The organism is Nostoc sp., from assembly GCF_036917975.1.
Lineage (GTDB): Bacteria > Cyanobacteriota > Cyanobacteriia > Cyanobacteriales > Nostocaceae > Nostoc.
Window position 1 is genome coordinate 41,322 of sequence record NZ_JBALEJ010000036.1, and the last position, 12,678, is coordinate 53,999.

The 12,678-nt window shown below is 40.4% G+C and carries 8 protein-coding genes and 1 pseudogene; 8 read left to right on the top strand and 1 reads right to left on the bottom strand.

What is annotated here, in order from left to right:
* Positions 1 to 54: 54 nt before the first annotated feature.
* The 4 genes from V7K76_RS16665 to V7K76_RS16680 all read left to right on the top strand — a co-directional run bounded on the left by V7K76_RS16665 (position 55) and on the right by V7K76_RS16680 (position 9,811).
* Positions 55 to 4,806 carry a PfaB family protein gene (locus V7K76_RS16665; RefSeq protein ID WP_334952163.1) on the top strand — a complete coding sequence of 1,584 codons (4,752 nt, stop codon included), beginning with the start codon at positions 55 to 57 and terminating at the stop codon, positions 4,804 to 4,806.
* A 200-nt stretch (positions 4,807 to 5,006) separates the two neighbouring features.
* On the top strand, positions 5,007 to 6,683 hold the full coding sequence (locus V7K76_RS16670) for a PfaD family polyunsaturated fatty acid/polyketide biosynthesis protein (protein ID WP_334778727.1): 1,677 nt from the start codon (positions 5,007 to 5,009) through the stop codon (positions 6,681 to 6,683).
* Between the two features lie 2 nt (positions 6,684 to 6,685).
* On the top strand, positions 6,686 to 8,200 hold the full coding sequence (locus V7K76_RS16675) for a thioester reductase domain-containing protein (protein WP_334778726.1): 1,515 nt from the start codon (positions 6,686 to 6,688) through the stop codon (positions 8,198 to 8,200).
* Between the two features lie 807 nt (positions 8,201 to 9,007).
* Entirely contained in the window at positions 9,008 to 9,811 is an 804-nt protein-coding gene (locus tag V7K76_RS16680; RefSeq protein WP_334778725.1) for an SDR family NAD(P)-dependent oxidoreductase, read from the top strand.
* A gap of 114 nt (positions 9,812 to 9,925) precedes the next feature.
* Here V7K76_RS16680 and hetI read toward each other — a convergent pair whose 3' ends face one another.
* On the bottom strand, positions 9,926 to 10,645 hold the full coding sequence (hetI, locus tag V7K76_RS16685; RefSeq protein ID WP_334778724.1) for a 4'-phosphopantetheinyl transferase HetI: 720 nt from the start codon (positions 10,643 to 10,645) through the stop codon (positions 9,926 to 9,928).
* Positions 10,646 to 10,738: 93 nt separating this feature from the next.
* On the opposite strand from hetI, the gene V7K76_RS16690 reads away from it, so the two are divergent.
* The 4 genes and pseudogenes from V7K76_RS16690 to V7K76_RS16705 form a co-directional block, all read left to right on the top strand.
* Positions 10,739 to 11,482: a PsbP-related protein gene (locus tag V7K76_RS16690; protein WP_334952159.1), complete on the top strand. Its 744-nt coding sequence runs from the start codon at positions 10,739 to 10,741 to the stop codon at positions 11,480 to 11,482.
* A gap of 25 nt (positions 11,483 to 11,507) precedes the next feature.
* Positions 11,508 to 11,840 (top strand): hypothetical protein, encoded by a 333-nt coding sequence (locus tag V7K76_RS16695; RefSeq protein WP_334778721.1) that lies wholly within the window; start codon positions 11,508 to 11,510, stop codon positions 11,838 to 11,840.
* Positions 11,804 to 12,199 carry a hypothetical protein gene (locus tag V7K76_RS16700; protein ID WP_334778719.1) on the top strand — a complete coding sequence of 132 codons (396 nt, stop codon included), beginning with the start codon at positions 11,804 to 11,806 and terminating at the stop codon, positions 12,197 to 12,199. Before V7K76_RS16695 ends, V7K76_RS16700 begins: the two co-directional genes overlap by 37 nt.
* A gap of 213 nt (positions 12,200 to 12,412) precedes the next feature.
* Positions 12,413 to 12,583 (top strand): annotated as a pseudogene (locus V7K76_RS16705) (IS5/IS1182 family transposase); the annotation flags it as partial.
* Positions 12,584 to 12,678 lie beyond the last annotated feature (95 nt).

Here is a 12,678-nt window from a genome sequence, read left to right on the forward strand (position 1 = left end):
ATCCTGCCTGTTAAATATCTCTTGCTAAATACCCAAACTCGGAGCATATAAATCGTGGAAAAAATAGCCATCATCGCATTATCATGCCTATTCCCCGATGCCAAAAACCCTGAAGAATACTGGCAAAACATCGTTAATCAAAAAGATTCCACATCCTCTGCAACCCTCGAAGAAATCGGAGTAGATCCGACAATATTTCACAATCCAGTTAAAGGTACACCAGACAAAACCTATTCCCTCAAAGGCGGATACATCCGCAACTTCCAGTTTAATCCATCTGAATACAATCTACCATCAGAATTTGTTGCTGGTTTAGATAACACCTTCAAATGGTCATTGTATGCAGCTAAACAAGCAATTGAACAAAGTGGTTATTGGGGTAATCAAAATGTTCTGGCAAAATGCGGCGTAATTTTAGGTAATTTGTCATTCCCGACAAAATTATCTAATCAATTATTCTCTCCAATTTACCAGCAAGCTATTACCCCTGCCGTCAGAGAACTTTTGCAGGATGAAGATTTTGATTTAGCTGCTTTACCAAGTGCAACTAAAGCGTCTTTATACAATGCGATGATATCTGGTTTACCAGCATCTATCGTTGCTCAAGCTCTCTCTCTATCCCAGATTAATTTATGTCTGGATGCTGCTTGTTCGTCATCATTTTATGCGATTAAACTAGCATCCCATTACTTATGGTCACATAAAGCTGATGTCATGTTAGCTGGAGCCATCAGTTGTGCAGATTCCCTATTCGTGCGGATGTTATTTTCTGGTGTTCAAGGGTATGCAGAAAACGGCATCAGCCGCCCCTTAGATAAGTCATCTAGAGGATTAATCCCCGCCGATGGTGTTGGCATGGTGATGCTGAAGAGATATTCTGATGCTGTTAGAGATGGTGATAATATTCTCGCCACTATCTGCGGTAATGGACTCTCAAATGATGGCAAAGGTAAGCATTTATTGAGTCCGAATCCTAAAGGGCAAGTTTTAGCATTTGAACGAGCCTATAACGAGGCGAAATTTAGCCCCAAAACCATCGATTATTTAGAGTGTCACGCCACAGGCACATTACTAGGAGATACAACCGAATTCAACTCCATAGAAACATTCTTTGGTCAAAATCAAGCTGCGCCTCTAGTGGGTTCTGCTAAGGCAAATACAGGTCACTTGCTAACTGCTGCTGGCATGGTTGGCTTGACTAAAGTAATTTTGAGTATGTCTCATGGTGTAATTCCAGCAACCATGAATGTTTCGGAACCTTTAACGTCAGAAAAAGGTACAATTTCCGCCGATAAAATTGTTAGAGCAGCTACGACATGGCCGAATAATAACACACCAATTAAACGAGCGGCTATCAGTGCTTTTGGTTTTGGCGGCACTAATTCTCATCTGATTTTAGAACATGGAAATACAATAGAATCAGTTGAATCAACTCCACCTGTTCCACCTACCAAAATTGCCATTGTCGGCATGGATGCCTTTTTTGGTAACTGCAATGGCTTAGATGCTTTTGAACGGAGTATTTATGATGGAACCCAGCATTTTACTTCCTTACCGCCTCAAAGATGGCATGGGATAGAAAATCAAGAAAATGTTCTGAAAGAGTACGGTTTAGCAGATGGAAAAGCGCCAGTTGGGGCATATATCAAAGATTTTGAAATCGATACTTTATCGTGCAAAATCCCACCGAATGAAATAGAGAAGTTAAACCCACAACAGTTATTGCTCCTGAAAGTTAGCGATCGCGCCGTTAAAGATGCGAAACTACAGGAGGGCGGTAATGTAGCAGTTATAGTCGCCGCCGAAACAGAATTTTCCGTGCATCAGCTACAGCAAAGATGGAATTTATCTTGGCAAGTTAAAGACGGCTTACTCAACCAAGGAATTTCTCTACCTACTGAACAACTGGCGCAACTGGAAACCATTGTCAAAGATAGCATTCACCAACCAGTAGAAATCGGCGAATATGTAAGTCACATCGCCAACATCATGGCAAGTCGGATTTCGGCTTTATGGAATTTCACTGGCCCTGCATTCACCGTCAGCGCTGGCGAAAATTCTGCCCTCAAAGCCTTGGAAATTGCCCAAATGCTACTCGCTACTGGCGAAGTAGACGCGGTGGTTGTAGGTGCGGTAGATTTGGCAGGTGGTGTAGAAAACGTCTTGTTCCGCAGCCAATTTGCCCCAATTAATACGGGTGTCAACACGTTGGGTTACGACCAACAAGCTAATGGCTGGACAGTTGGCGAAGGTGCGGGTGCTGTCGTCCTTAAGCGTTACGAAGCTGCTAAGGAAGACAATGAACGCATCTATGCAGTAATTGATGCCATGAGTTTCGCACAAAGTAATTCTACTTTGAGTGACGCTTTGGTAAAACCTGATGCCTCAGCTATCAGTGATGTCTGCAAACAAGCTTTCGAGATGGCAGATATTCAACCCACAGAGGTTAACTATGTAGAAGTCTTTGGTAGTGGCGTTCCTCAAGAGGATGAAGCGGAAATCACAGGTTTACTGCAAGCTTATCCGAAAGTCGGCAATGGTTTGCATTGTGCATTGGGCAGCGTCAAAGCCAATATCGGACACACCTATACAGCATCGGGAATTGCTAGCTTAATCAAAACCGCTCTCTGTCTTTATTACAGGTATATTCCTGCCACACCCAAATGGTCTGGTGTCAAAACACCGCAAGTATGGGAAGGTAGCCCCTTCTATGTGGCAATGGAATCAAGACCTTGGTTTGTCGATAAAGGCGGCACACGCAGAATAGCAGCAATTAATAGCATGGGTATAGATGGCAGTTACGCCCATTTAATCTTATCGGAGGAACCCAGCCAAGAGGAGCGTGACAACAGATATTTGCAACAAATGTCTTTTCATCTGTTCCCTATTGCAGTTAGCGATCGCACCACTATACCCGATCTTCTCAATAATCTCCAAAATACCATAGAAGCGAGTTCTTCTTTATCAGCTACCGCCAGCCAAACATTCGCTACTTTTCAACAGCATTCTAATCCAAAATACGTCTTATCAATCACAGGACGTAACACAAAAGATTTACTCAAAGAAATTGAATCTGCCCGCAAAGGTATAAACAATGCCTTTGAAAACGGTACAGATTGGCAAACACCTTTAGGAAGTTATTTCACAGCGAAACCATTGGGTAAAACTGGAGCAGTTGCTTATGTTTATCCCGCAGCAGTCAATTCTTATATTGGCATTGGTCGCAGCGTCTTCCGCTTATTTCCGAAAGTTTTCGAGGACTTAAAAAGTAACAATCTCTACAACCGGGCTGCCGATGTTGAAAAGTTAGTTTATCCCAGAAGTTTACCTAAATTGACAACCAGGCAACTGGAAACTCTGGAAAAGCAATTGTTAGATGATTCACTGGCAATGTTTGAAAGTGAAATTGCCTTTGCTAGATACATGACAGCAATTTTTAGAGATGATTTTCAAGTCAAACCGCAATCGGTATTTGGGTATAGCTTGGGTGAAACTAGTATGATGGTTGCCCAAGGGGTTTGGAGTAATTTTGAGGGCGGAAGCAACACCTTAAATTCATCACCTCTATTTGGCGATAAGTTATCTGGGCCAAAAAATGCTGTGCGGGAATATTGGGGATTAACCGATTCACCAAACAACAATCTTTGGAATACCTATGTTCTCATGGCTACTCCATCGCAAGTTAGAGAATGCCTGAAACATGAGAATCGCGTCTACTTAACTCAAATTAACACACCAGAAGAAGTATTAATTGCTGGTGACGATGCCGCCTGTAAGCGAGTGATTGAAACTCTAGGCTGTAACGCCTTCCCCGCTCCCTTCGACCATGTGATACATTGTGAAGCGATGCGATCGCAGTACGAGGAAATCAAGAAGGTAAACACCTTACCATCCCAAAATCTCCCTGGTATTGTCTTTTATTCAGCCGCCGATTATCAACCAATTACACTTGATAGCAATACCATTGCCCACAACATCGCCAAAGGATTGTGCCAAGAACTTGATTTTCCGCAATTAGTTAATCGTGTCTACGGTGATGGAGTCAAAATATTTTTAGAAGCAGGCGCAGGTAATGTCTGTTCGCGATGGATTGACAAAATTCTCGGCAACCAAGAACATATCACAGTTTCTCTGAATCGTAGAGGAATGGATGACCATGCTGCAATGGTCAAAGCATTAGCAAAACTACTCAGTCATCAAGTGAACGTGGATTTATCACCACTGTATAGCAAAGCCCAAGAAACCGCTAATTCTAATAAAGCAACATTGAGAACAGTTACCTTGGGTGGAAAAGCGATCGCTGCTATAATTTTGAGTGATAAAAATCGTAAACTTGTTGAAAATTTCGCTGGGGATCTTAGGAGCGATCGCTTCAAAATACAGCCTCTAAATATACCTGATGCCCAACAAGCTGAAATCACAGATTCTCTTAATACTTCCAACCAAATAACCCAACAAGAAACTTACTCCCCTAACATCTTGCCTCAGCCAGAAGAAGTAAAACCGAAAAATATCATTGATAACGTTTTTGAACCGAGAGAACAATTACAATCTTCTGAGTCAAGCGCAATTGGGCAGCAAATTTCTCTTTCTTCGCCACCTGTCATCACTAAAAAAATTAGTAGCATCATCAGCATGTTCGATTTAAATAAGACACAGTATCAAAAGCTCAATGCGAATAATTCAAAGATAACTAAAGCACACACTGCCTTCTTACAAGCTAGACAAGATTACAGTCAGCAAATGAGCGAAATCATTCAATTGCAACTAGCTTGCGCCCAAAACTTGCTTAACGAAGAATCTTAATATCTCATACCAATTCTCTCTCAACTTCCTCTTCTTTTGCGCCCTTTGCGTCCTTTGCGGTTCATTTAATAATTATTACGTGCATCTCCTAAAGAATTGGTATTACTCTCTTACTCTGTGCCCTCTGCGCCTCTGCGGTTCGTTAACAGAGTCCACACCCTTCATATCATCCATTGCTTGTAATCCGAGGGATAACTGCCGTGACAACCGTAGATACGGTACTAAGTAAACACGATAATGGCCTTAACTTCTCCGCTTGGTCATATAACAAAAACCAAGTTTGGAAAGGTTCTTTAGAAACTGTATCTTTCGAGAAACAAACCATCAAAGATAAATTGATGGTGTTAAATAAACCCTGCTACATCGTGAAAGTTGCCGGAAAAATCGGTGTCACGAATGAAGGGTATTTATCCCCTGGTGATAATGGCACAACAGCACAAGTAGAACTGCTAACATTTGCAGCCCCAATCCGTATTCAACAGTTTGGAGATCCGAATTTTCTCTCCTCTCATGGAGTGAAATATGCCTACGTTACCGGCGCAATGGCTGGCGGAATTGCTTCCGAAGAAATGGTTATTGCACTCGGAAAAGAACAAATTTTGAGTTCATTTGGTGCAGGTGGTTTAACTCCAGAACGTTTGGAAGCAGCCATAAATCGCATTCAACAAGCTTTACCTCAAGGGCCCTATGCATTTAATCTAATCCACAGCCCGAATGAACCAGCGAATGAACGCCGGGCTGTGGATTTATACCTCAAATATCAAGTGAGAACAGTAGAAGCATCAGCATTTCTCGACTTGACCCCCAACATTGTTTATTACCGTGTTGCTGGATTGGGTTTGAATAGTGCCAATCAAATTGAAATCAAAAATAAAATCATTGCCAAAATTTCTCGTCGAGAAGTTGCTACTAAATTTTTGCAACCAGCACCAGCGAGAATAATCAAAGAACTTCTGGAACAAGGATTAATTACTGAGTTACAAGCAACCCTTGCAGCTAAAGTTCCGATGGCTGATGATATTACCGTCGAGGCTGATTCTGGAGGACATACAGATAACCGTCCTTTGGTTTGTGTGTTGCCTTCTATTATTGCCTTGCGGGATGAAATTCAAGCCCAATATCATTACCAAACACCCATTAGAATCGGCGTTGCAGGGGGAATCGGGACACCACAATCAGCATTAGCAGCTTTCATGATGGGTGCTGCTTATGTAATGACCGGTTCCATTAATCAATCATGTGTTGAATCTGGGGCTTGTGAACATACCAAAAAGTTACTAGCCCAAGCAGAAATGGCTGATATGATTATGGCCCCAGCAGCAGATATGTTTGAAATGGGAGTCAAATTGCAAGTTCTCAAACGGGGTACGATGTTCCCCATGCGAGCGCAGAAATTATTTGAACTCTATCGCGCTTATGATTCCATTGAAGAGATTCCTTTAGCAGAAAGAGAGAAATTAGAAAAACAAGTTTTTCGTAAAACTATTGCTGAAGTATGGGAAGGAACTGCGGCTTATTTGTCCCAAAAAAATCCTGAGAAACTTGGGAAAGCAGTCAATAATCCTAAACTGAAAATGGCGTTGATTTTCCGTTGGTATTTAGGATTATCTTCTCGCTGGTCTAGTTCTGGTGAAAAAGGTAGAGAAGTCGATTATCAAATTTGGTGTGGCCCGGCAATGGGCGGTTTCAATGACTGGGTACGCGGTTCCTACCTGTCTGAACCAAATAATCGTGGTGTAGTTGATGTTGCTAATCAAATTATGACTGGTGCAGCCTTTTTGTACCGTGTCCAAAATTTGAAAATTCAAGGGCTGCAAGCTGACGATTATTACAGTCAATATCACCCTGTTCGTTCTACATCCTTGTTGGAGATTTAAAAATGACTATAAAACAGTCTTTCACCGCAGACGATATTCAAATATTTTTGGTATCTAACTTAGCTAAGTTGCTAGGAGTTGCAACTGATGAAATCGATGTCAAAGAACATTTAGAAAACTATGGGTTGGATTCAGCCCAAGCAATGATTCTAGTCAGTAACTTAGAAAAGTTGCTAGGATTTCAACCATCTCCATTGCTTCTGTGGCATTATCCAAATATTGAAGCTCTTTCACAGCGTTTAGCTGAAGAAGTGCAAGAAGGTTCACCAGTTCAAGATACAAAGGTAGTAGCCTCTAATGCTAACACTGCACCCTCTGTTCTAGATTTAGGTGCTGAGGCTGTTCTTGACCCCACCATCCATCCTGGTGCTGCATCTAATGTGCTGGTGGGTGAACCTAAGAACATCTTTTTAACTGGAGGAACAGGCTTTTTAGGAGCTTTTCTCATCCGGGAATTGCTACAGGAAACCAATGCGGATATCTATTGTTTAGTGCGTGCTGCTAATGCTGAAGAAGGCAAAAGCAAACTTCAAAAAAATCTGGAGCAGTATGCAATTTGGCAGGAAGAATTTAACTCCAGAATTATTCCGATTGTCGGTGATTTATCTCAGCCTTTATTAGGTATTGCTTCAGAACAATTTCAAATCTTAGCTGCCAATATTGATACTATATATCATAGTGCTGCTTTATTGAATTATGTTTTTCCATACTCAGCATTGAAGGCAGCCAATGTTTTAGGTACTCAAGAAGTTTTGAGATTGGCTTGTCAAGTTAAAGTCAAGCCTGTACATTACGTTTCTAGTGTTGCTGTTTTTGAATCTACTGCTTATGCTGGTAAGGTTGTTAAAGAGCAGGATGATTTCAATCATTGGGAAGGTATTTATCTTGGTTACTCACAAACAAAATGGGTAGCTGAAAAATTAGTTAAAATTGCTCGTGACCGTGGACTGCCTGTAACTATCCATAGACCACCACTGATTTCAGGTGATAGCAAAACAGGCATTTGTAACACTCATGACTTTATCAATTTGATGACCAAGGGCTGTCTACAAATGGGATATTTTCCCGATGTAGATTATATGTTGGATATGTCACCTGTAGACTATGTAAGTAAAGCGATCGTTTATCTATCACGGCAAAAAGAATCTATAGGTAAGGCTTTCAATTTACAACATCCCCAACCCGCCGCTTTAAAAATGCTAGTTGAGTGGATACGCTCTTTTGGTTATTCAGTTGAAATGATTCCTTACGAAAAATGGCAATCAGAGTTAATCAATAATGTGACTTCTGCTGACAACCCTTTGTATACTCTGCGACCATTTTTACTTGAGCGCTGGTCTGATGAACAACTGACTATTCCCGATTTGTATTTACAAGCTAGAAGACCTCATATTAGCTGCCAAGACACTCTTCATGCACTCGCAGGTAGTTCTATTGCTTGTCCTCCCATTGACTCTCAATTGTTTATGACTTATACCGCCTACTTGATTCAAAGTGGCTTCTTGAATCTCGCTTAGTAATTCACAACTTTCGTAGTAGTCTGGCAAGCTTAAAACAAATCGCAAGTCGCAAGTCGCAAGTCGCAAGTAAGTTTTGTGACGGGGATTTAGACCCCGACCCAAAACTTACTGGTTATTGAACCGGGAGACTTAAACCCACCGTACTCTGTTAAAATGAGGCATTAGAATTTTCTTGTGGGATGGGCGTCTCGCCCGTCCGTTGCGGGCAGGATGCCCACACCACAAGAGACAGAATTTTATGCACTATTTAGCCTTGCCACGCCAGTAGGATGTGTTAGGAACGTAACGTCCCGAATACTTTTGGTGCTACGGAAGCTGTAACACAGCCTACAAAATAATTTTATTTAGTCCATGTTTTTTAAAACTCAGTACTACTGAATAGCCAATATTTCCGATGCCAGCAACAACTCATGCATTAACAGCGGTAATATAATTGCCCTGTTTTTTTATGCTCAATCATGTAAATTTTTAGTATTCACCCCTTGACAGAAGCAATTGAGGATAGAATGGTTAATGTCGGGCATAAAAGTTTGATTTTACCCCCTGGCTTTTGTGAGCGAGCAAAAGCCAAATGCTAGCAGTCTGAAATAACCGAACTTATTTAATGCCTAACTTCTTCGATGCATAAGTCCTAAATTTGCGTTTGGACTGCTACATCTATTCAATGCACCAAACAAGCATTTGAAAGGCTAATAACTCAAGATATTTCTTGTAGGTTGAGATATTACGCGTACTTAATTGTAGAGCGAGAATCACTGTAAATGCAACGCAGCCTCATCAAGTTGAATTCACCAACATTCTTACATGAACACAAAACATCAAAATCAGAACAGAAAAACTGCTTTTATTACTGGAGCAGCTGGTGGAATTGGCTACGAATTAGCATGTATTTTTGCTGTTCATAATTATAATCTTGTCTTAGTAGACAGAAACGGGCCAAAGCTTGTAGAAATTGCAGTTAAATTTCAAAAAGAATTTGGTATTTTTGTCAAAACTATTGTTAAGGATTTATCTATATCAACGGCTCCTGAAGAAATTTTTACAGAGTTACAACTCGCCGATATTAATGTTGATGTGCTGGTAAATAATGCCGGATTTGGTATCTATGGATTATTTCACGAAACAGACTTAGCTGCTGAATTGGAAATGCTACAGGTAAATTTGGTCTGTCTCACCCATTTAACTAAGCTATTCGTGAAGGGCATGGTCAAGCAAGGTGAAGGAAAAATCTTAAATGTTGCGTCGGCTGCTGCCTTTCAACCTGGGCCTTTGATGGCGGTTTATTTTGCGACTAAAGCCTATATCTTATCTTTTTCAGAAGCGATCGCTAATGAGTTAGAAGGTACAGGTGTCACTGTGACAGTTCTTTGCCCAGGCTCAACCGCATCCGCTTTTCATGAAAGAACCGGAATGGCTGACTCTAAGTTGCTCAAGGGCAAGAGGATGATGGATGCACGAACAGTGGCTGAAGTTGGTTTTCGTGCCTTAATGAAGGGTCAAACCATTGTCATTCCTGGTTTACTCAATGCAATACTGGCAAAAAGCGTCAGATTTGTACCTAGAAACCTGGTGACAAAAATTGTGCGAAATATGCAGGAGGATAAGTAATTTGTCATTTGTCATTTGTCATTTGTCATTTGCCATTTGCCATTTGCCATTGGTCATTGGTCATTTGTCAACAATATCTGTCTTGTTTCATCTAGGAGATGAGCTTAGTCAACATCAGTATTGCCAACACTTCAAATTCCAGCCAAGATTCTCTACAGCAACAGCAGCAACATAATTGTTAGCGGGTACTAGTTCAAAAAGACTCCAGTCTTCAGATATCTCTAACTTGGCTGGTTCTGTGGGAGTTAGCGACACTTCAATTTGCTCTAACTGGGATAGTCCGTCTCCAGTTGCTTTTAAATAAGCTTCCTTACAAGTCCAGTAACGGAAAAATACTTCTTGCTGTTGGTTTGGAGATAGCGATCGCAACTTCTCATATTCTCTCGGTAAAAAGAACCGTTTGGCAAGAGCTTCAATATCAGACATCAGGCGAATATATTCTAGGTCTACACCAATTGGGCGAGTACAATTCACCGCACACAAACCCAACCCTTGGGAGTGAGACAAGTTAAACTCCAGTCCACTATCGGCAAATGTATCTGCTAATACTGGTTTGCCACGCTGTTGATAATTAAACTCTACTTGTGATGGCTTGATACCCAAATAGCGCCCTAATATAGTTCTGAGAATACCGCGACCTGCGATGAAACGCTGCCGATGTTCCTGAAAATAGAACCGTTCAGCACGAGCCATTTCATCACTGGAAAGAGTTGCAGCTAAATTTTGTAGCTGTGATTCTGGTTGGTTAAGGTCTATGCGCCAGACATGAATCTCATCCGGTAGCAAAGTGAAATCCGTGGGTGCAGGTAGCCAAATATGATTAGAGGCGGTCATTGAGTCAAAAAGTCAAGGGAGTTGTAATTTAATAGTTTGTTTAATTACGACGATTACGGTGGATCTGGTTTGATTCTTTAGCGCTACTATACTATGCGCCAGACCAATGCGGGGGAGATTGTCTGGCGCGATGCCTACGGCGGTAAACTACGCACCCACGTTAGCCCTAAACTAGCAAATATCATCGATAAAATGGTGCTATATGACTACCGCCAGCGTTATGGTTCAGCAAATGAAGTATTGCAAGCTATCAAAACACTATCACCTAAACCGCGATCGCGGAAACTGTGGCTAAGTGTGGGTACAGTCGCAATAATCACCCCTATACTTTTATGGATTTTATACCAATTTATTAATCCCCAACCTCAACTTCAAACTTACAGAGATCCTAATTCTCCCATCACAATCAAATATCCATTAGACTGGCAGCCAATAAAAGAAGCTTTTCCTGATGAAGTAATTCGATTCACACCTAAAAATCAAAAAACAGTTTATTCTTGTATCTTAGAAATAACAACTAATATCAATGAATTATCACCACAATTGTTATCTCTAGAGGAATATAAAAATTCGGCGATTCAAAAAATAAAAAATAATAATCCAAATCAACAAGTTAAAGATGATTCTCAACCATCAACAACGTTATCAAACTTTAATGCTTATAAATTAACCTATACCCGCCAAGACGGACAATGTAAGCTGAAAGTGATGGAAATTGGCACAGTCAGAAATGGTAAAGCATATTTTATTAGTTATACTGCTGAAGAGAAAGAATATAATAAGTATTTAGAACTAGCGGAAACAATGATTAATTCATTTGAAATTAAGGTTGAATAAAACTAATAATTTTAAGGCAGAGGTTATGGCAACAGTATCAATTAAAGATGAATACATTGAAGTTTTAGCCGCTCTAGGAGATTTACAAGAATCAATGGATTTGGCTCTTAAACAATATACTCTCGACAAAATCGCCGCCAAAATCACCGAACTTCGTCAACGAGATACCAAGTATCAGGAAAAATATCAACTAGATTATTCTAGCTTTTCTAAGAAAGTGTCTGAGGATGAAGCATTTATCAAACAGATAGAAAATTCTGTAAATAAAGTATGGGAGATTGACTTAGCCGATTGGGAATTCTGCCATAAAGGAGTTGAAGATTGGATACAAAAATTACAGACTATTTTACTAACATAGTAACAATTGCTCAGGCTGATTTTGAGCAGATTAATTATACAACAGATATAACTCCAAAACGTTCCATTCTGCGTCTAGAAGCTCAATATGGACAATATCGGGTGCTGATTACAGAATTATTTAGCGATGAGCTACGAAAATATAGATACTATATTTTGCGAGGTGACTGGGTTGAAGCAGGTTTTGATAATAGTCCAGACCCTCGTGCTATTCGCTTAAAGTATGGTCGTATTGGCAAGGAATATACAAATCAATATATTCCTCACTTGCATCGAGATGATAAAAATCAGTTATTCTTAACTGAAGAAATTACAGTCTCAGATTTTATTAATTGGATAAAAATTAATATAGATAAGTAATAGACCTCTTGCGTAAGTCGAATAGACCCCCCTTAATCCCCCCTTATAAAGGGGGGAAACTGGAAATCTTGCTCCCTCCCCTTTACAAGGGGAGGGTTGGGGAGGGGTGATTCAAGGATTTTTGCAAGAGGTCTAATGGATTAGAACTCTTGCAAAAGTGTTTTGTGGTATAATAAGAAACTTGGCAATTTGTGATTAGGACTTTGAGTAGCAGTGAAAATAGAGAAAGCCAAACAGCTTACTGCAAAAAAATTTAAGCGAATGACTGGAGTGAGCCGTAAAACCTTTGAATTAATGGTTGATATAGTTAAAGCTGATGCTCAAAAGAAGAGGAAGCCAGGTCGCCCTCCTAAACTAATTATTGAAGACCAAGTTTTAATGGTTTAGGACTTACGCATTGACAGAAAACATCATCTATGAGTTCTAGATAATGATACCATGACCAAGATTTGTAAAAATATGCTCACGGATAACAGAAG

What these genes read in the sequence shown, in the direction of transcription:
- V7K76_RS16675 (WP_334778726.1), top strand. Translation starts at nt 6,686, where the DNA reads ATGACTATAAAACAGTCTTTCACCGCAGACGATATTCAAATATTTTTG.
- V7K76_RS16680 (WP_334778725.1), top strand. Translation starts at nt 9,008, where the DNA reads ATGAACACAAAACATCAAAATCAGAACAGAAAAACTGCTTTTATTACT.
- V7K76_RS16695 (WP_334778721.1), top strand. Translation starts at nt 11,508, where the DNA reads ATGGCAACAGTATCAATTAAAGATGAATACATTGAAGTTTTAGCCGCT.
- hetI (WP_334778724.1), bottom strand. Translation starts at nt 10,645, where the DNA reads ATGACCGCCTCTAATCATATTTGGCTACCTGCACCCACGGATTTCACT.
- V7K76_RS16690 (WP_334952159.1), top strand. Translation starts at nt 10,739, where the DNA reads ATGCGCCAGACCAATGCGGGGGAGATTGTCTGGCGCGATGCCTACGGC.